Source organism: Limnohabitans sp. 15K (assembly GCF_002778285.1).
In the GTDB taxonomy this organism is placed as follows: domain Bacteria; phylum Pseudomonadota; class Gammaproteobacteria; order Burkholderiales; family Burkholderiaceae_C; genus Limnohabitans_A.
In genome coordinates this window covers 1,186,877-1,206,129 of sequence record NZ_NESM01000001.1, presented here as the reverse complement: position 1 = coordinate 1,206,129, position 19,253 = coordinate 1,186,877, and the positions used below count along the sequence as shown (strand labels likewise).

Annotated in this window: 18 protein-coding genes; 12 read left to right on the top strand and 6 right to left on the bottom strand. The window is 60.7% G+C overall.

The annotated features are described in order from the left end of the window. Positions 1-39 precede the first annotated feature (39 nt). From B9Z40_RS05725 to B9Z40_RS05695, 7 genes are all read left to right on the top strand, one after another. Positions 40-1,614 (top strand): ABC transporter substrate-binding protein, encoded by a 1,575-nt coding sequence (locus B9Z40_RS05725; protein ID WP_100172286.1) that lies wholly within the window; start codon positions 40-42, stop codon positions 1,612-1,614. Positions 1,615-1,648: 34 nt separating this feature from the next. Next, on the top strand, positions 1,649-2,602 hold the full coding sequence (locus B9Z40_RS05720) for an ABC transporter permease (protein ID WP_100172285.1): 954 nt from the start codon (positions 1,649-1,651) through the stop codon (positions 2,600-2,602). After that, positions 2,602-3,483, top strand: coding sequence for an ABC transporter permease (locus tag B9Z40_RS05715; RefSeq protein WP_100172284.1), 882 nt, complete (start codon positions 2,602-2,604; stop codon positions 3,481-3,483). The genes B9Z40_RS05720 and B9Z40_RS05715 overlap by 1 nt, the downstream gene beginning before the upstream one ends. Beyond that, the gene (locus tag B9Z40_RS05710) at positions 3,480-5,108 is read left to right on the top strand and encodes an ABC transporter ATP-binding protein (protein WP_100172283.1); all 1,629 of its coding nucleotides are present in this window, start codon (positions 3,480-3,482) and stop codon (positions 5,106-5,108) included. Before B9Z40_RS05715 ends, B9Z40_RS05710 begins: the two co-directional genes overlap by 4 nt. A gap of 23 nt (positions 5,109-5,131) precedes the next feature. Next, positions 5,132-6,631: a M81 family metallopeptidase gene (locus B9Z40_RS05705; protein WP_100172282.1), complete on the top strand. Its 1,500-nt coding sequence runs from the start codon at positions 5,132-5,134 to the stop codon at positions 6,629-6,631. 46 nt (positions 6,632-6,677) lie between these two features. Then, complete coding sequence (locus B9Z40_RS05700) at positions 6,678-8,096, top strand: amidase (protein WP_100172281.1); 1,419 nt, start codon at positions 6,678-6,680, stop codon at positions 8,094-8,096. Between the two features lie 64 nt (positions 8,097-8,160). Further along, the gene (locus B9Z40_RS05695; protein WP_100172280.1) at positions 8,161-8,934 is read left to right on the top strand and encodes a type III pantothenate kinase; all 774 of its coding nucleotides are present in this window, start codon (positions 8,161-8,163) and stop codon (positions 8,932-8,934) included. A gap of 34 nt (positions 8,935-8,968) precedes the next feature. Here the strand turns inward: B9Z40_RS05695 and B9Z40_RS05690 are convergent, their stop codons facing one another. Together B9Z40_RS05690 and B9Z40_RS05685 are read right to left on the bottom strand one after the other, a co-directional pair. Then, positions 8,969-9,637: a TetR/AcrR family transcriptional regulator gene (locus B9Z40_RS05690; RefSeq protein WP_100172279.1), complete on the bottom strand. Its 669-nt coding sequence runs from the start codon at positions 9,635-9,637 to the stop codon at positions 8,969-8,971. Between the two features lie 22 nt (positions 9,638-9,659). Continuing rightward, positions 9,660-10,199, bottom strand: coding sequence for a phasin family protein (locus B9Z40_RS05685; RefSeq protein WP_100172278.1), 540 nt, complete (start codon positions 10,197-10,199; stop codon positions 9,660-9,662). Positions 10,200-10,308: 109 nt separating this feature from the next. Between B9Z40_RS05685 and rfbB the strand changes: the two genes are divergently transcribed. The 4 genes from rfbB to slmA all read left to right on the top strand — a co-directional run bounded on the left by rfbB (position 10,309) and on the right by slmA (position 13,914). Continuing rightward, positions 10,309-11,379: a dTDP-glucose 4,6-dehydratase gene (gene rfbB, locus B9Z40_RS05680; RefSeq protein ID WP_100172277.1), complete on the top strand. Its 1,071-nt coding sequence runs from the start codon at positions 10,309-10,311 to the stop codon at positions 11,377-11,379. Beyond that, a complete protein-coding gene (gene rfbD, locus B9Z40_RS05675) occupies positions 11,376-12,272 on the top strand; it encodes a dTDP-4-dehydrorhamnose reductase (RefSeq protein ID WP_100172276.1) in 897 nt (298 codons plus the stop codon). Before rfbB ends, rfbD begins: the two co-directional genes overlap by 4 nt. Before the next feature lie 66 nt (positions 12,273-12,338). Beyond that, positions 12,339-13,238 carry an acetylglutamate kinase gene (gene argB, locus B9Z40_RS05670; protein ID WP_100172275.1) on the top strand — a complete coding sequence of 300 codons (900 nt, stop codon included), beginning with the start codon at positions 12,339-12,341 and terminating at the stop codon, positions 13,236-13,238. Positions 13,239-13,284: 46 nt separating this feature from the next. After that, complete coding sequence (slmA, locus tag B9Z40_RS05665) at positions 13,285-13,914, top strand: nucleoid occlusion factor SlmA (protein ID WP_100172274.1); 630 nt, start codon at positions 13,285-13,287, stop codon at positions 13,912-13,914. A 73-nt stretch (positions 13,915-13,987) separates the two neighbouring features. Here slmA and B9Z40_RS05660 read toward each other — a convergent pair whose 3' ends face one another. Next, positions 13,988-14,974 carry a tripartite tricarboxylate transporter substrate binding protein gene (locus tag B9Z40_RS05660; RefSeq protein ID WP_233204798.1) on the bottom strand — a complete coding sequence of 329 codons (987 nt, stop codon included), beginning with the start codon at positions 14,972-14,974 and terminating at the stop codon, positions 13,988-13,990. 20 nt (positions 14,975-14,994) lie between these two features. Then, complete coding sequence (locus B9Z40_RS05655; protein WP_100172273.1) at positions 14,995-15,735, bottom strand: GntR family transcriptional regulator; 741 nt, start codon at positions 15,733-15,735, stop codon at positions 14,995-14,997. Between the two features lie 39 nt (positions 15,736-15,774). Between B9Z40_RS05655 and B9Z40_RS05650 the strand changes: the two genes are divergently transcribed. Further along, positions 15,775-16,575 (top strand): amidohydrolase, encoded by an 801-nt coding sequence (locus B9Z40_RS05650; protein ID WP_100172272.1) that lies wholly within the window; start codon positions 15,775-15,777, stop codon positions 16,573-16,575. An 8-nt stretch (positions 16,576-16,583) separates the two neighbouring features. Here B9Z40_RS05650 and manD read toward each other — a convergent pair whose 3' ends face one another. Next, positions 16,584-17,804, bottom strand: a complete 1,221-nt coding sequence (gene manD / locus B9Z40_RS05645) for a D-mannonate dehydratase ManD (RefSeq protein ID WP_100172271.1) — start codon at positions 17,802-17,804, stop codon at positions 16,584-16,586. Between the two features lie 16 nt (positions 17,805-17,820). After that, complete coding sequence (locus tag B9Z40_RS05640) at positions 17,821-19,224, bottom strand: mannitol dehydrogenase family protein (RefSeq protein ID WP_100172270.1); 1,404 nt, start codon at positions 19,222-19,224, stop codon at positions 17,821-17,823. Between the last annotated feature and the right edge of the window lie 29 nt (positions 19,225-19,253).

Here is a 19,253-nt window from a genome sequence, read left to right as displayed (position 1 = left end):
GACCATTGTTCAATGTCCCCGTCTTGACTGGAGTAACTGATGAAGCGTCGTTCCCTTTTTGCTGTGGCCACTTTGGCAGCAGCCCTGTTGACCCCCTTTGTTGCGCAAGCCCAGGGCAAGACCCTGCGCGTGGTGCCGCACGCCAACGTGACGATTCTGGACCCGGTCTGGTCCACCGCGTTTGTCACGCGCAACCACGGGTACATGATTTACGACACCTTGTTTGGCACCGACCTGGCTGGCAAACCCAAGCCGCAAATGGTGGACAAATGGAACGTCAGCAAGGACAACCTGACTTGGACCTTCACCCTGCGTGATGGCTTGGAATTTCACGATGGCAAAGCCGTGACCAGCGAAGACGTGGTGGCCTCCATCAAGCGCTGGAGCAGCCGCGACAGCTTTGGCGGTGTGCTGGCCAAGAGCGTGGACAGCTATGCCACGCCCGACGCCAAGACCTTTGTGATCAAGCTCAACAAGCCCTTTGGTGTGATGCTCGAAGCGCTGGGCAAGCCCTCTTCGAACGTGCTGTTCATCATGCCTGCACGCATTGCTGCCACGCCTGGCAGCGAGCAGATCAAGGAACACATTGGTTCGGGCCCTTACAAGTTCGTGCCTGGCGAATACAAACCCGGCGAGCGTCTGGTTTACGTGAAGAACGACAAATACAAACCCCGCAGCGAAGCCCCTGATGGCACCGCCGGTGGCAAAAATGTGCATCTGGACCGCGTGGAGTGGGTCATCATCCGCGACCCGCAAACCCAGTTCAATGCGTTGGTGGCTGGTGAAGTCGACATCGTCGAGCAGCCCACGTTCGAGCAATATGCTTCGCTCAAGGCCCAAAAAGACGTCCAACTGGTGGACGCCCAGCCTGCAGGCTTGCAGTTCATCCTGCGCTTCAACCACCTGCATGCCCCGTTCAACAACGTGAAGATCCGCCAGGCCGCCATGGTGGCACTGGGACAAGAAGCGCACCTCAAAACGCAGGTCGGCGCACCCGGCATGTTCACCTTCTGCAAGAGCATGTACCCCTGCGGCACGCCCTTGGCCAGCGACAAGACCGGCATTTACACAGGCATGGCCGACCCCAAAAAGGCGGCTGACATGCTGAAAGAAGCGGGCTACGACGGCACGCCTGTGGTGCTGATGCGTCCGACCGACCTGGCCGCGATCGCCAAACTGCCCCTGGTGGCCAAGCAGCAACTGGAAGCCGCGGGCTTCAAGGTCGACATGCAGCAAATGGACTGGGCCACCTTGGTGGCTCGCCGCGCCAAGAAAGACGCCCCAGCACAAGGCGGCTGGAACGCCTTCATGACCGCCTGGACAGCGGGAGACATCCTGAACCCGCTGACCATGGCCATGATGAACGCCGCGGGTGACAAGGGCTGGTTCGGCTGGCAAGACGACAAGCAAATCGAAGACCTGAAGGTCAAGTTTGCCCAGGCCACCACTGATGCGCAGAAGAAGCAGATCGCTGAACAAATTCAGCTGCGCGCCATGGAAACCGCAACACACGTTCCGCTGGGCCAGTACTTCAACCCCGCTGCCTTGCGCAAAAACATCTCGGGTCTGGTGCCTGGCGGCGCACAGGTTTACTGGAACATCAAAAAGAACTGAACTTCTTTTTAAACCCAAGAGCAGCTGAAGTTTTATGCTGAGATTCTTGCTGCAGCGCCTGCTGGCGCTGATCCCTGTGTTGTTCACGGTGGCGGTCATCGTGTTCCTGATCCTTCGGCTCACGCCGGGGGACCCGGCCGCCGTGATCGCGGGCAACAACGCCACCAACGAAGACATCGACCGCATCCGCGAGCAATTGGGCCTGACCAAGCCTTTGTTCACGCAATTTGGCATCTGGTTGATGGGTGTGCTGCAGGGTGACTTGGGCTATTCCTTTTACCTGGGCAAACCGGTCACCGAGCTGATCGCCCAGCGCATCGAGCCCACGCTGTCTCTGGCGGCGGGCACCATGGTGCTGGCGGTGCTGGTGGCGGTGCCTTTGGGCACGCTGGCCGCCTGGCGCATGGGGGGCTGGCTGGACCGCATCTTGTCCGGCTTTGCGGTGGCCGGGTTCTCGGTGCCGGTGTTTGTGATCGGCTATGTGCTGATCTACATCTTTGCCATTCAGCTGCAGTGGTTGCCTGTGCAGGGTTACCGCCGATTGTTTGGTGAGTTCTCGCAAGGGGTGGGGGCCTGGGCTTATCAGCTGGTGCTGCCTTGGTTGTCGCTGGCCACCATTTATGTGGCGCTCATTGCGCGGGTCACGCGGGCGAGCGTGTCCGAAGCCCTGACCGAAGACTACATCCGCACCGCCCGCGCCAAAGGCGTGACCGAGCAAGCGGTCTTGCTGCGCCACGCGCTCGCCAATGCGGCGGTGCCCATCGTCACGGTGATCGGCATTGGCATTGCGCTCTTGATCGGCGGCGTGGTGGTGACCGAGACGGTCTATGCCATTCCGGGCCTCGGCTCGCTCACGGTGGACGCGGTGCTCAACCGCGACTTCCCGGTCATCCAGGGCGTGGTGCTGTTTTTCAGCGTGCTGTATGTGTTGATCAATTTGTTGGTGGATTTGAGCTACCTCTGGCTCGATCCCCGGATCCGTTACTGATGAACGCCATCTTCCGAAAACTTCTCGCGCACACCACCGTCCGTTTGGGCTTGGGTGTGCTGGGCCTCTTGATCCTGATCGCCTTGGTGGCCCCTTGGTTGGGCACGGTCGACCCGGCCGCCATGGACTCGGCCAACATCAACACCGCCGCAGGTGTGGTCGGTCAGTTCGGCTTGCTGGATGGCACCAGCGTGGCCCACACCTTTTGGATGGGCAGTGACAATTTTGGCCGTGACATCTACAGCCGCGTGCTGTTTGGCACCCGCGTGTCTTTGCTGGTGGGTTTGTTCACTGCCACCGTGGCCTTGGCCGTGGGCGGCTTGTTGGGCATGCTGGCCGGTTACTTTCGCCTGATGGACGCGGTGCTGATGCGTTTCATGGACGGTCTCATGGCCATCCCCGCCATCTTGCTGGCCATTGCGCTGGTGGCGGCCTTGGGTGCCCAGATCTGGACCGTGGTGGTGGCCATCGCCATTCCGGAAATTCCGCGTGTCACGCGCCTGGTGCGTGCGCTGGTGCTGAGCTTGCGCGAGGAGCCTTTTGTCGAGGCAGCCCGAGCCTTGGCCACGCCCACACCGGTCATTTTGTTTCGCCACATCCTGCCCAACGCGATGGCGCCGCTGATTGTGCAAGGCACCTTCATCGCGGCCAGTGCGGTGCTGACCGAAGCGATTCTGAGTTTTTTGGGGTTGGGCTTGCCCGCCGACATCCCGACTTGGGGCAACATCATGGCCGAGGGCCGGGTGCAGTTCACCCAGTACCCCGGCAATGTGCTGTTCCCCGCGCTGTTTTTGGTGCCCACGGTGCTGGCCATCAACCTCTTGGGTGACGGCCTGCGCGATGTGCTGGACCCCAAATTCGCAAAGCGGAGCGGCGCATGACTCAGACCGCTTCTCAAGCCGTTCTTTCCATTCGCGGCCTCTCGGTCGCCTTGCCCGCGGGCGGTGACCGGGCACATGCCATCACCGAGGTGTCGCTCGACATCCTGCCGGGCCAGACCTTGTGTGTGGTGGGCGAGTCTGGCTCGGGCAAGTCCGTCATGGCCACCACCGTGATGGGCCTGCTGCCCAAAGAGCTGCAGCCCGTGGCGGGCGATGTTGTTCTGCAAGGCGAATCCTTGCTGAATGCCTCTGCGCTGCGGCTGCGCCAATTGCGCGGCAAGGCCATGGGCATGGTGTTTCAGGAGCCCATGACAGCCCTGAACCCGGTCATGAGCTGCGGCGACCAAGTCGACGAATTGCTGTCCACCCACACCGATTGGCCTGCCGAGCAGCGCCGTGCCGAAATCCTGCGTGTGTTTGAGCGGGTCAAGCTGCCCGACCCGGCGCGCATGCTGCGCAGCTATCCGCACCAACTCAGTGGCGGCCAGCGTCAGCGCATCGTGATCGCGATGGCGGTGATCTTGAAGCCTGCGCTCTTGATTTGCGACGAGCCGACCACCGCGCTCGACGTGACCACCCAAAAAGAAATTTTGCGTTTAATCGCCGACCTGCAGCGCGAGCAGGGCAGTGCGGTGCTCTTCATCACCCACGACATGGGCGTGGTGGCCGAGATCGCCGACCAGGTGCTGGTCATGAACCAAGGCGAAGCGGTCGAGGCAGGCCCTTGCGAGCAGGTGCTGCGCCGACCCAAGGCCAGTTACACGCGCCAGTTGCTCGAGGCCGTTCCTGGCATGACACCGCCTGCTGCCAAACCCGCTTTCAGTGGCCCGGCCTTGCTGTCGGGTCAGGGTGTCGGAAAAACCTATGCCAGCCGTGACTGGATGGGTCGCAACCGCGCCACCGCTGCGCTGCAAAATGCCCAAGTGGCGGTGCACGCAGGTGAGACCGTGGGCATTGTGGGTGAGTCGGGTTCAGGCAAGTCCACTTTTGCCCGTTGCTTGATTCGCCTGATCGACCCGACTGAGGGCCGCATCCATTGGGGTGACCAAGAAGTCGCCACCTTGGCGGAAAGCCGTTTACGGCCTTTGCGCAGCCAGGTGCAGGTGGTGTTTCAAGATCCGAACCGTTCGCTCAACCCCCGCCGCACGGTGGGCCAGTCCATGGTCGAAGGGGCCATGAACTTTGGCCAATCCCGCGCGGAGGCCGAAGCCTTGGCGGCCGAATTGATGACGCAGGTGCGTTTGCCGGTGGAGGCGCTCAAGCGTTATCCCAGCCAGTTCAGTGGTGGACAAAGACAGCGCTTGGCCATCGCCCGTGCGCTGGCGTGCCGCCCCCAAGTCCTGGTGGCCGACGAAGCTGTCAGCGCGCTGGATGTGAGCGTGCAGGCGCAAATTTTGAACCTGCTGCGCGAAATCCAGGGCCGTCTGGGTCTGGGCTTGCTTTTCATCACGCACGACTTGCGCGTGGCCGCCCAGTTGTGCGACCGCGTGGTGGTCATGCACCAGGGCCACATTGTTGAAGAAGGCCTGACGGCCGAGCTTTATGCCAATCCGCAACAAGACTACACACGCCGCCTTCTGCAGGCTGCGCCTGCTGCCTTGCCGCCCCTGAATACCGAGGCTTGAGGCCTGTCACACCCAACGTCCCCATGACCCGTATCCTGATCGCTGGTTACCAGCACGAGACCAACACCTTTGCCCCCAGCTTGGCCGATTGGACCGCTTTTCAAAGCGGCGAGGCCTTTCCAGCCTTTGTGCGTGGGCAAGCATTGCTGGACCAAATGACGGGCGTGAACATCCCGGCCGGTGGTTTCATCGATGCGGCCCGCCGTGAGGGATGGCAGCTGGTGCCTTCGGCTTGGGCCGGTGCCACGCCGTCTTCTTATGTGACGAAAGATGCGTTCGAGCGCATTTGTTCGGCCATTCTTGAAGACGTTCGCGCGGCCTTGGTGCAGGGCCTGGACGGCGTCTACCTCGATTTGCATGGCGCGGCTGTGGCCGAAAACGCCGACGACAGCGAAGGTGAGTTGATCGCGCGCATCCGCGCCGTGGTGGGCCCCAAGTTGCCCATCGTGGCCAGCCTGGACCTGCACGCCAACGTGACCGAGCGCATGTTGCAGATGTCCGATGGCCTGGTGGCTTACCGCACCTACCCGCACATTGACATGGCCGAGACTGGCGAGCGGGCCGCCATGCTGCTGCGCGAGCATTTTCGTGCAGGCGGCAAGCGCCCCATGCAGGCGCGACGCCTGCCGTTCTTGATTCCGCTCAATGCGCAAAGCACCTGGATGGCGCCGGCCAAAGACCTCTACGACGAGATGATCGCGCTGGAAACACAAACCGGTTGCATGCTCAGTTTTTGCATGGGTTTTCCGGCGTCTGATTTTGCCGAGTGCGGCCCTGTGGTCTGGGGCCACGGCCCGCAGGCCGAAGCTGCGGTGCAGCGCTTGTTTGAGCGTGTGGCCGAGCCTGGCCAGTGGCGCCCTGATGTGCTGCCTGCCCGCGAGGCGGTCACCCAAGCCTTGGCCGCGGCCGAGGTGACTTCTGCGCCCGTGGTCATGGCCGACACACAAGACAACCCGGGCGCAGGCGGTGACAGCAACACCACCGGCATGCTGCATGCCTTGCTGCAACAAGGCGCGGGCCAGCGCTGGCCTGGCCAGGTGGCGCTGGGTTTGTTGTACGACCCTGAGGCTGCCCGCATGGCCCATGCCGCAGGCGTGGGGGCCAGCTTGCAACTGGCTTTGGGCAAGGCTGTGCCCACCTTCAGCGGCGAGGTGAGCGACCCGCCCTTGCAGGGGCGCTTCACGGTGCGGGCTTTGGGGCCGGATTATTGCGAACTCAAAGGTCCGATGATGACCGGCATGAAAGCCCACATCGGACCCTGCGCCTGCCTTGAATTTGAAGGCGTCTTGATCGCCGTGGCCAGCGGCAAGATGCAAATGCTTGACCGCGAGCTGTTTCGCGCCGTGGGCATCCAGCCCGAACAGATGAAGCTGCTGGTGGTCAAAAGCTCCAACCATTTCAGGGCCGATTTCACGCCGATCGCCAGCCGCGTTTTGGTGGCCAAAGCGGCAGGACCGATGGCAGCCGATCCGGGCGATCTGCCCTGGAAAAAACTCAGTCCGAACACCCGCACCCGACCCTGACGTCCAGGCCTGCTCGGGCATTTGTAATTCTTTAGAGGAGCACCTCATGAGCGCGACACCGCAAGACCTGACCCAAGTCCCCGCCCACGAACTGTTGGCGCTTTACCGCAGCGGCCAGACTTCGCCGGTTGAAGTCACCCAGGCGGTTTTGAAGCGCATCGAGCGCGTCAACCCGCAAATCAATGCCTTCTGTCTGGTGGACGAAAAGGCCGCTTTGGACAGCGCCCGTGCCAGCGAAGCCCGTTGGCAGGCGCACCGCCAGCAAGGCGCGCCCGTGGGTGCTTTGGACGGCGTGCCCACGTCCATCAAAGATTTGATCCTGACCCAAGGCTGGCCCACCTTGCGCGGTAGCCGCACGATTGACCCGAACCAAGCTTGGGATGTTGACGCCCCGGCCACCGCCCGCTTGCGCGAAGCTGGAGCGGTCTTGCTGGGCAAAACCACTACCCCTGAGTTTGGGTGCAAGGGTGAGACCAATTCGCCCGCCACCGGCATCACGCGCAACCCCTGGAATTTGAACCACACGCCTGGCGGTTCATCGGGCGGCACGGCCGCAGCTGTTGCGGCAGGTCTTGGGCCCATTGGCGTGGGCACCGATGGCGCGGGCAGCGTGCGCATTCCGGCGGCCTTTTGCGGCAACGTGGGCCTGAAACCCAGCTTTGGCCGGGTGCCCGCCTACCCCTTGTCACCCTTTGGCTCGGTGGCGCACTTGGGCCCGCACACCATGAGCGTGCGGGATGCCGCTTTGATGACCAACGTGCTCAAGCAACCCGATGCCCGCGACTGGACATCGCTGCCCCCAGATGCGAGCGACTACACCGTGGGTCTGGAAGACGGCATCCGTGGTCTGCGGATCGCTTATTCGCCCACCTTGGGCTATGCGCAAAACGTGCACCCCGAAATTTCGGCCGCAGTCTATGCAGCCGTGCAACAACTCCAAGCCCTGGGCGCGCATGTGGAGCAGCTTGACCCCGGCTTCGAAGACCCGCTCGACATCACCACAGGCCTTTGGTTCTTGGGTGCTTACACCGTGTGGAAGGGCTTGAACGCAGAGCAGCAGGCCGTGGCCGACCCCGACTTCAAAGCCGAGGCGGAGCTGGGTGCGCAATTGAGCGCCTTGCAGATACAACAGATGAACCAGCGCCGAGGCGTTTTGGGTTCACACATGCGCCAGTTCATGCAGCGCTTTGACCTGCTGGTCACGCCTGCGGTGTCTATTCCGGCCTTTGAGGCGCGTGCAGCGGGTACCGTGCCCATGGACCCGGTGTCCATGTTGGGTTGGACGCCATTCAGCTACCCCTTCAACCTGACCCAACAACCCGCCATCACCGTGCCTTGTGGCTTGACCCAGAGCGGTCTTCCCATGGGCTTGCAGATCGTGGGTCCGATGTTTGGGGATGCGCTGGTGTTGCGTGCCGCCAGGGCCTATGAATCGGTGATGCCCGTGATTCGGCCGCGCATTTGAATTTGTTCGGTCGGAAGTACGTCAGAGGGCGTCCGTCGGAGTAGAAACTCATTATCATCGCCGCATGACATTTTTAGCCATCGATGTGGGCAATACGCGCCTCAAATGGGCGCTGTACGACCAACCCAGCCCCCATGGGCAGTTACTGGCGCAAGGCGCCGAATTCTTGGAAAACATCGACCGCTTGTCCGATGGCGCATGGGCCGAGCTGCCTAAACCCCAGCACATGCTGGGGTGTGTGGTGGCAGGCGATGCCATCAAGCGCCGTGTGCAAGAGCAAATGGACATCTGGGATGTCACCCCGCATTGGGTGGTGCCCAGCGCGCAAGAGGCTGGGCTGACCAATGGCTACGACCACCCTTCGCGCTTGGGCTCTGACCGTTGGGTGGCCATGATCGGCGCACGTCACCGCATATTGGCCGCAGGCCCATCGCGACCACTGGTGGTCGTCATGGTGGGAACGGCCGTGACCGTCGAGGCGATCGATGCCGAAGGGCGGTTCTTAGGGGGGCTGATTTTGCCCGGCCACGGCATCATGCTCAGAGCGCTTGAATCCGGTACGGCAGGTTTGCATGTGCCCACAGGTGAGGTGACCCCATTCCCCACCAACACCAGCGATGCCCTCACCAGTGGCGGCACCTATGCCATTGCCGGGGCTTGCGAACGCATGGTGCAACACCTGCGCGAGCACACCGGGCAAGAGCCCGCGTGCATCATGACCGGTGGCGCAGGTTGGAAAATGGCGCCCAGCATGTCGCTTCAATTTGAGCTGGTGGACAACCTGATTTTTGACGGTTTGCTGGCGTTGGCAGCGCTGCGTTTCAGCGAAGCGCCCTGACCTCAGCCTCAAGCGCAGGCTTTTTTCGGCGGTTTTAACGCGGCTCGTTGGCGTTGTAGGCCGAACTCAAGGCTTGCAAATGTGCCTGCAAGTCCTGGTTGGCCATGTAGGGCGTTAACAGGGCCAGCACATGCTGCGCACCGCGTGTCAGGGCCAGCCCCGCGCTGGCCGGTTCGAGCGCTTGCCGTGGGTTGCGCACATATTCATAGCTGAGCCAATACGTCACCATCACCGACATGCTGGCCGACAACGTTTCGATGCTGTCCGGGTCGATCGCCATCAAACCCTCTGAAGCCAAGGATTCAAGCAGTTGCCTGAAGGCCCGCGTTTGACGCTCCAAGACGGCATGGAAATGCGTCTCCAAATGGCGGTTGCCAGAGAGCAGGTTGTTCAGGTCGCGGTACAAAAACCGGTGGTTCCACACCTGCTCAAACAGCGAATGCAAAAAGAACCAAGCGTCCTCGATGTCGTGCACATCGGGTGCGGCATCCAGTAGGGCCAGCATGGCCACTTCGTATTGGTCAAACAACCGGTTGACCAAGGCGTCTTTGGACGCGAAGTGGTAATAAAGATTGCCCGGGCTGATGTTCAGTTCGGCCGAGATCAAGGTCGTTGAGACATTGGGCTCGCCAAATCGGTTGAACAAGGCCAGCGTGACCTCGGCAATGCGCTCGGCGGTGCGGCGGGGGGCTTTTTTGGCCATGTCGGTGCGCCGTGTCAGTCGTTCAGGCTGGCTTTGACCGGGTTTTCTTGGCGGGTGTTTTGCCTGCAGATGGGGTCGCTGTTTTAGCCACCGTTTTAACCACAGATTTCGACACGGTTTTCGCAGGGGCTTTGGCGTCCCGTGCCGATGGCGCTTTCAAGGCGGCCGCCAGTTGCGACTCCAGTTGTGCCACACGTTCGGTCAGCATCTGAATGTCCAGCAGCGTGGGCATGCCCAGGCGATGCAAAGCCTTGGCCACACGGTCTTCAAACAAATGCTCCAGCTTGTCCACGCGGCCTGTGGCCTGCTCGCCAAATCCGGTGGCCATGTGGCTCAGGCGTTCTGTCGCTTCGTGCAGGCGTTGCTGCGCTTCGGCTTGGCTTTTGCGCTGAAACGCCAAACCGTCGTTCACCAAGGCCTCAATGGCTTTGCTGCCTTGCTCTTGGGCTTTGGCCATGGCCCCCAATCCAGCCAACCACACATGCTGTGCTGGGGGTGTGGGCTGGTCCGAATGGGACTGTGAGCCCGCTTTGCTGCGTTTCGAGTTGTCTTTGGTGGCCATGTTGAACTTCCTGAACAAGATGCCACTTTAACCTGCAAGCGCGTGCAATGCTTCTAAAATCCTTCAACAGTGGTGCTGCGACCCGCAGCCCCCATTTCAAACCCTTCTTATGACCCTTCTTGTGACCGGCGGTGCCGGATTCATCGGTGCCAATTTCGTGCTCGACTGGTTGGCTGCCAGCGGCGAGAACGTCATCAACCTCGACAAACTCACCTACGCAGGCAACCCCGAAACCCTGGCCAGTCTGCAAGGCGATGCGCGCCATCAGTTGGTGCAAGGCGACATTGGCGATGCCGCCCTGGTCAGCCGCCTGCTGGCCGAGCACAAGCCCCGTGCGGTGGTCAACTTCGCCGCCGAAAGCCATGTCGACCGTTCTATCCATGGCCCGGGTGACTTCATCGAGACCAACATCGTCGGCACCTTCCACTTGCTCGAATCGGTGCGCGGTTATTGGACCGATTTGCTCGAGGCTGACAAAACGGCGTTCCGCTTTTTGCATGTCTCTACCGACGAGGTGTATGGCTCTTTGGCCAAAGGCGATCCTGCCTTTAGCGAAACCCACCGCTACGAACCCAACAGCCCCTACAGCGCGAGCAAGGCGGCCAGCGACCATTTGGTGCGCGCTTGGCACCACACCTACGGCCTGCCGGTGCTCACCACCAACTGCAGCAACAACTACGGCCCCTACCATTTCCCCGAAAAACTCATCCCGTTGATGATCGTCAACGCATTGGCGGGCAAGCCCTTGCCTGTGTACGGCGACGGCATGCAAATCCGCGACTGGCTCTATGTCAAAGACCACTGCAGTGCCATCCGCCGCGTGCTCGAAGCCGGGCGCTTGGGCGAGGTGTACAACGTGGGCGGCTGGAACGAAAAGCCCAACATCGAAATCGTGCAAACCATCTGCCAGTTGCTGGATGAAATGCGCCCCAAAGGCGACGGCACAAGCTACGCCAGCCAGATCACCTACGTCACCGATCGCCCCGGCCACGACCGCCGTTACGCCATCGATGCCCGCAAGCTCGAAGCTGAATTGGGCTGGAAGCCGGCGGAGACTTTTGACACCGGCATCCGCAAAACCGTCGAGTGGTACTTGGCCCATCCCGATTGGGTGGCGCATGTGCAAAGCGGCGCTTACCGCGACTGGGTCAGCAAGAACTACGCAGAGCGCCAAGCATGAAGATTCTGCTGCTGGGAAAAAATGGCCAAGTGGGCTGGGAACTGCAGCGCAGCCTGTCCCCTTTGGGCGAGTTGCTCGCGCTGGACCGGCACAGCACCCTGCATTGCGGAGACCTGAGCCAGCCCGAGCGCCTGGCGCAAACCGTGCGGGATTACCGACCCGATGTCATCGTCAACGCCGCCGCGCACACGGCCGTGGACAAAGCCGAGTCCGAGCCCGACTTGGCCCGCTGCCTGAACACCACCGCGCCCGCTGCGCTGGCGCAGGCTGCTGCCGAAATCGGTGCTTGGTTGGTGCATTACTCGACCGACTATGTCTTCAACGGCCAGGGCGTGTTGCCTTGGCAAGAGGGCGACGCCACCGGGCCGCTGAGTGTGTACGGGCAGACCAAACTTGAAGGCGAACAAGCCATTGCCGCCAGCGGCTGCCACCACCTGATTTTTCGCACGAGCTGGGTGTATGCGGCGCGGGGCGGCAACTTTGCCAAGACAATGCTGCGCCTGGCGGGTGAACGCGAACGCCTCACCGTGATCGATGACCAACATGGCGCACCCACCGGTGCAGACCTGATCGCCGATGTCACGGCCCACGCCATCCGCCAAGCCATGGCCAACTCGGCTCCGGCTTTGTCAGGCATCTACCATTTGGTGGCTTCGGGTGAAACCAGTTGGCACGGATATGCCAGCCATGTGATTGCACAGGCGCGTGCCCTGCAGCCCGCGCAGGCCTTGAAGGTGAGCGACATCGCCCCCGTGCCCACCAGTGCTTTCCCAACACCCGCACAGCGGCCCTTGAACTCACGCTTGAGCACCCTCAAGCTGCAACACGCTTTTGGGCTGGTGCTGCCCCCTTGGCAGCAAGGCGTCAACCGCATGCTGAGCGAGATTCTCTGAGCTGCCGCAGGCCTGTGCTGCACAATCCCTCCGACTTTTGAAACTTCTCAACCTTTGCCACGCACCATGACCGACAACACTGCTGCCCCTACCGTTGCACCGCATGACCAAGCCCAAATTTTGGCGCAGGCCATGCCCTACATCCGCAAGTACCATGGCAAGACGCTGGTCATCAAGTACGGCGGCAACGCCATGACCGACCCCGCCTTGCAGCAAGCCTTTGCCGAAGATGTGGTGCTGCTCAAGCTGGTGGGCATGAACCCGGTGGTGGTGCACGGTGGCGGCCCGCAGATCGAAACGGCCCTGAAGCGTTTGGGCAAAACCGGCGAATTCATTCAGGGCATGCGCGTGACCGATGCCGAGACCATGGAAGTGGTCGAGTGGGTGTTGGGCGGCGAAGTCCAGCAAGACATCGTGGGCATGATCAACCGCGCAGGCGGCAAAGCCGTGGGCCTGACGGGGCGTGATGGCGGCCTGATCCGCGCCAAAAAGCTGCGCTTGGTGGACAGCCAGGATCCGAACAAAGAATACGATGTCGGCCAAGTGGGTGAGATCGAAAGCATCGATCCATCGATCCTGACTTGTTTGCAAGACGACGCCTTCATTCCCGTGGTCAGCCCCATTGGTTTTGGTGTCAACAACGAAAGCTACAACATCAACGCCGACGTGGTGGCCGCCAAACTGGCCACCGTGCTGCAAGCCGAAAAATTGCTCATGCTCACCAACATCCGTGGCGTGCTGGACAAAGAAGGCCAACTGTTGACCGAGTTGACGCCCAGCCGCATTGACGAGTTGTGTGCCGACGGCACGATCAGCGGCGGCATGATCCCCAAAATCGCGGGTGCGCTGGATGCGGCCAAGAGCGGCGTCAACGCGGTGCACATCATTGATGGCCGCGTGCCGCACGCCATGTTGCTCGAGGTGCTGTCCGAGCAGGCCTTTGGCACCATGATCCGCAGCCGCTGAAGGCGAACGCAGGACTGCGCACCAGCATTAAAAAGAGGGGGGAGACATGGCCGACCAAGAACCACAAAGCGAGCGGTTTTCAGACGAAGATGCCGCGCCTGCACGCAAGCGCCCACGTCCGGGCGAGCGGCGCTTGCAGATTTTGCAAACCTTGGCCGCCATGCTGGAGCAGCCCGGTGCAGAGCGTGTCACCACGGCCAGTTTGGCCGCCAAGATCGGCGTGAGCGAAGCAGCCTTGTACCGGCACTTTGCCAGCAAGGCGCAGATGTTCGAAGGCCTGATCGACTTTGTCGACCAATCGGTGATTAGCCTGATCCGTCAGGTGACGGACCGTGAGCCCGCTGGCCCCGTGCAGGCCAGCCGCATCGTGGCCTTGCTGCTGCAGTTTGCCGAGAAAAACCCAGGCATGAGCCGCGTGATGATTGGCGATGCCTTGGTGCTGGAGCACGAACGCTTGCAAGAGCGCATCAACTTGTTGTTTGACAAGATTGAAGCGCAGCTGCGCCAATCCCTGCGTGATGCGAACGCCGCATCTGCCACGCCCACCGTGGACACCCAGGTGCAGGCCTCGCTGTTGGTGGCCTTCATGCAAGGGCGCTTACAGCGTTTTGCCCGCTCGGGTTTCAAGCGTTTGCCTTCGGAGCATTTGCAGGCGGCGCTGGCGCGGATGCTTTAAGGCATCTTGCTGAGGAGAGTGCCAAAGGATCTTCATCGTACCCATGAAAATCCGATGGGAGTAATTGCTGAAATCACTCGGTGGTGATTTGGCGCTCTTTGATCACGCGCCCCCACAAATTGATTTGCTGTTCGATGAATTTCCGGGCTTGGTCGGGTGAACTTTTTTGGAGCTCTCCGCCCAGTTGCGCCACACGGGTTTTGACTTCGGGTGAGTCCAAAGCTTGCTGAAATGCAGCCGCCAATTTTTTCACTACGGCTTCAGGTGTGTTGGCCGGCGCAAATACAGCGTTCCATTCGTATATTTCAGTGCCTGCAAGGCCTGTTTCACTCAATGTGGGCACGTCGGGCAAGATGGCAGATCGTTTGCCTGAGGTCACAGCCAGCGCCCTGAGTTTGCCAGACTGAACATGTTGCAACGTTGAGGCCAGGTTGCCAAAGAAAAGGGGTACTTGTCCGCCGATCACATCGTTCAGAGCGGGACCGCCACCCTTGTAAGGGACGTGGATCATGTCTACTTTTGCAGCCGATTCAAAGAGTGCACCTGCCAAGTGCTGGGCCGAGCCATTTCCAGAAGAGGCGTAAGACACTGCATCCTTGCTTTTACGGGCAGCGGCAGTCAGCTCGGCAATGTTCTTGGCCGGGAAGTTGGCATTGACCAAAACCACATTGGGAAACAACGCCACCACACCCACGGGTTGGAAGGCCTTCAAACTGTCATACGGCAGCTTGGGGTAAAGGGAAGGGTTAACTGAAAACGAGGAGGCATCCAGCATCAAGGTGTAGCCATCTGGGGCCGCTTTGGCGACTGCTGCGGCGCCAATTTGGCCCCCAGCGCCAGGCTTGTTGTCGACAACGATACTTTGCCCCAGTGCTTCGCCCATTTTGGGGACAATCAGCCTGGCCATGGCGTCTGCACCACCACCCGGCGGGTAAGTGACGACCAACGTGATCGGTTTGGTGGGATAGCCGGTTTGCGCTACGGCAGGTGCTGTTCCGCCAAGAATCAATGTGGTCAGCGCGATGCAGTTGAATGTTTTTTGATAAAAAGGGCCAATCATGAAATATCTCCTGAGAGTTGTTATTGCACCTGAGCGGTGTATTTGAAAGAAAAGGCGTCGCCCCGAGTAGTGCGAATTTCGACGCAACTGCCAGCCATGTCATAAGCCTGTCGTTCAACCAGAACGCAGGGGTGGGAAGCGGCAAGTCTCAGACGTTTGGCTTGGCTGGCACTGAGCTTTGCAAAGCTCAGGCTGTCTTGTGCTTTCTGGATGACAACGCCACAACGCTCCTGGTACATGGGATAGAGCAAGTCGTCCCACGCATCAGTATCGGATTCGGCCAAAGAACTAAAAAGTGGCAAGGGTAAAACGATGGTTTCAAGCAAACAGGGTTCAGACGCCAAGCTGCGAAGGCGTTCGATGTGAAGGACTTGAGCACCCTGTGACAGGCCAAAAGCTTGCGCCTCTTGCACGGTGGCAGTGCGCAAACGATTTGACAGAATATGCGAGTGTGGCGTGGTGCTGGCGCTACCATCTGCGCCGCGAAATCTAAAAAATCGCATCATGGATGCGCCACCGACACCTTTGGTGACAAAAGTGCCTTTGCCATGCCGGCGTTGCAGAACCCCATCTTCGACCAACAAAGACAGGGCTTGCCGTATTGTCCCCAGTGCCACGCCGTAGCTGTGTGCCAACACTGACTCTGCGGGAATTACTTCGCCCGGGACCCATTCACCTTGCAATATCCGATGGCGCAAAGCCAGTGCCAGTGAGCCGTAACGGCTTTGGCCTGGTAGTGGGCGGTTGAGAAGAGTGGACATGATTTGATTCTAGACATCTAGAGGACTAGAATATAGTCCATGAGTCAAACGATGTCAAAAAAATGGATTGACACCCATTTCCATGTCTTCAACGCAGGGGTAGCGATCGAGGGCGCACGGTATGCACCTCAGTACAGCGCACGCTTGGCCGACTGGATTGCGCAAGCGCAAGGTGTTGGGGTGGCTCGTGGTGTTTGGGTGCAACCGAGTTTTCTGGGCACTGACAACAGTTGGATGGTCGCTGCGCTGGAGGCCTATCCCGACATGTTGCGAGGGATTGCGGTTGTGAGCCCTGCAGCAAGTCTCGACGATTTAAGAAGCCTGCATCAAGCGGGCGTCAGAGGCATACGTTTAAATCTGTCAGGGGTATCGCATGAAATTCCAGAATGGACTCAGGCTGAAAACATTTGGCAGGCCATTCATGAATTGAATTGGCATCTCGAAGTCCACACCGATCAGGGGCAGCTGCCGCATGTGCTGACGCAGTTGCCTTCTGCTACGCCCGTGGTGGTAGACCACATGGCCAAGCCACTAGAGGCTTGCGCGACCGACCCGACTTTGCTGGCGCTCAGTCAGCGAAACAAAGTGTCACCGGTTTATGTGAAGTTCAGTGGTGCCTATCGATTGGGTGGCGTGAATTCAAACACGTTGGCGTCACTGTTATTGAGTGAACTTGGCGATAGCGCAGTTCTCTGGGGTAGCGACTGGCCCTGCACAAACTATGAGCAGTTTTCAGATTTTGAAAATTTGACCGCTCAGGCGAGAGAGTGGATTGGCTCTGAATCTCTGGAGCAAGTCATGGTGGCCAATCCCTTGAAACTGTATTGGGCTGCTGTTTAATAACCACATTACCAATTCCAAAGTGTCCCATCGTGCTGCAGCCGATTCACCGGCAAATAAGCCCTTTGGTAGGGGTACTTGGCGGCCAGCTTCTCGTCGATGTCCACCCCATGACCGGGTGACTCGCCGCAGTGCATCATGCCGCGCTCAAAACGGTAGTCGTGCGGAAAGACCGACAGCATTTCTTCGCTGTGGGGCATGAACTCTTGCACGCCAAAGTTGGGCACCCAAGTGTCAAAGTGCAGGGCCGCGCCCATGCACACGGGTGACAGGTCGGTCGCGCCGTGGCAGCCGGTGCGCACTTGGTAGAGGCTGGCCAGGTCGGCGATGCGCCTCAGGTGGGTGATGCCGCCCGCGTGGACCACGGTGGTGCGGATGTAGTCGATCAGCTGTTTTTCGATCAGGGTCTTGCAGTCCCAGATGCTGTTGAAAATTTCGCCGACCGCGATCGGTGTGGTGGTGTGGTGGCGTATCCACTGGAAGGCGTCCTGGTTTTCGGCAGGCGTCGGGTCTTCCATCCAGAACAGGCGCATGGGCTCGAGCGCCTTGCCCAGTTGCCCGGCTTCGATGGGCGTGAGGCGGTGGTGCACGTCGTGCAGCAAATGGATGTCGGGGCCCACGGCTTCGCGCACGGCTTCAAACAGGCTAGGCGTGTGGCGCAAATATTTTTCGGTGCTCCAGTCGTGTTCGCTGGGCAAGTTGCCGTCGGCGGGTTCGTACAGGCGCTTGGTTCCAGGGTTGCCGCTCACGCCATAGACCTTGTTCAGGCCCGGCACGCCGCTTTGGGCGCGGATGGCCAAGTAGCCTTCTTCTTTGTGGCGCAAGACTTCGTCCACGGTTTCAGCGGTGTCGCGGCCGTTGGCGTGGCCGTAGACCATGACCCCGGTGCGGCTGCGCCCGCCCAGCAGCTGGTACAGCGGCATGTTCGCCATCTTGGCTTTGATGTCCCACAGCGCGGTGTCCACGGCGGCAATCGCGCTCATGGTCACCGGGCCGCGCCGCCAGTAAGCGCCTTTGTAGAGGTACTGCCAGATGTCTTCGATCTGCTGCGGGTCGCGCCCGATCAGGCAGGGAATGAGGTGGTCTTCAAGGTAGCTGACCACGGCCAGTTCGCGGCCATTGAGCGTGGCGTCGCCCACGCCGTACACGCCTTGGTCGGTCTCGATCTTGAGGGTCACAAAGTTGCGGCCAGGGCTGCAGACGATGACGCGGGCGGCGGTGATTTTCATGGCGCGGCCTCCGTGCTCAGGCTTCTTGGGTCAGCAGTTGCTGGATGGCGGCGTCCACACCGTGCTGCAGCACTTGCTGGTGCCAATGCGTCACGCGAGCAATCCATGCGGCGTTGCTCGGCAGGGTGCTGCCCCACAGGTCTTCGCGGGCCAGAAGGGCACGAACGCAAGCCTCGGGCTCGGTGCGTTGGGTGGCACCCAGTGTCATGAGGCTGTCGGCTTGCGGGTCATTCAGGGCGTAGGCTTGGCCTTGCTCGTCCACGCCCAGGGTGTAGCGCAGGAACACGGCCGCGGCCAGTGCGTGGTGTTCAAACGATGCGCCTTGAGCGATCTGGCCCAACACCGAGGGTGGCCAGCGTTGCGGTATTTTTTGTGAACTGTCGGTCGCGATCTGGTGCACGCTGTGCTTGAGATACGGGTTGCCAAATCGCGCAATCAGTGCGTCGCGGTACTCGGCCCAGTCGCTGCGGCTCAGGTGCGGCGCAACTTCGCGGCTCATGAGTTGGTGCACGAATGTGCGGATGTGCGGCACCCCGATGCAACTGGCAATGAAGGGCCTGCCGGTCACGGCCCCCATGAGGGCCATGGCCGAGTGGCTGCCGTTGAGCATGCGCAGCTTGGCTTCTTCGTAGCTGTGTACATCGCCTGTCACGCGCACGCCTGCGCTTTGCAGCAGGGCGGCGTCTGTAGGGTCGGCAAAGCGGTCTTCGATCACCCATTCCCAAAAGCCTTCTGTGCTCAGCGCGCAGTGGTCTTGCAGGCCCAATGCCTCGTGCGCGGCCGCCATCACTTCGGGCGTGGCGGCAGGCACGATGCGGTCGACCATGCTGCACGGAAAAGCGCATTGCGCGTCCAGCCAGCGCAGCAGTTCGGTGTCTTGCGCTGGCGTGGCAGCTTTGACCAGCGCTTGCAGCTTGTGGCCATTGCCTTGCAAGTTGTCGCACGATGCGATGGTGATGCCGGGCAAGCCCGCTTGCTGGCGCAGACGCAAACCGTCCAACAGCAGCTGGCCCAGCACGGGTGTGTAGCCTTTTTCGGTCACGGTGAGCGTGAGCCAGCGCGTGCTGGGTGTGGCAATCGCTTGCACCACGGCATCGCGTTCGGTGGCGGCCACATTGGTGCGCCACAAAGCGCCAGGCACTTGCCACTTCACACCTTGACCATCGGCCACACGCACGGCATACAGGCCGTCTTGTGCTTTGAGTTGGTTGACCAAATCGGGCCGCGTCATGCCCACACCGTGGATGCCCCAGCGCGTGTCGCCACCGGCCAGCAGCTGGTCAAACACCATGGCCTGGTGGGCGCGGTGAAAGGCCCCCAGCCCCAAGTGCACCACGCCGGGGGCGTGGCTTGTGCGGTCATACGCAGGGGTGTGCACGGACTCGGGCAGGGTGCGGAGTGTGGCAGCAGACAGGGTCATGGCGTGAGGGGGTAAAGACCTTGAACGCA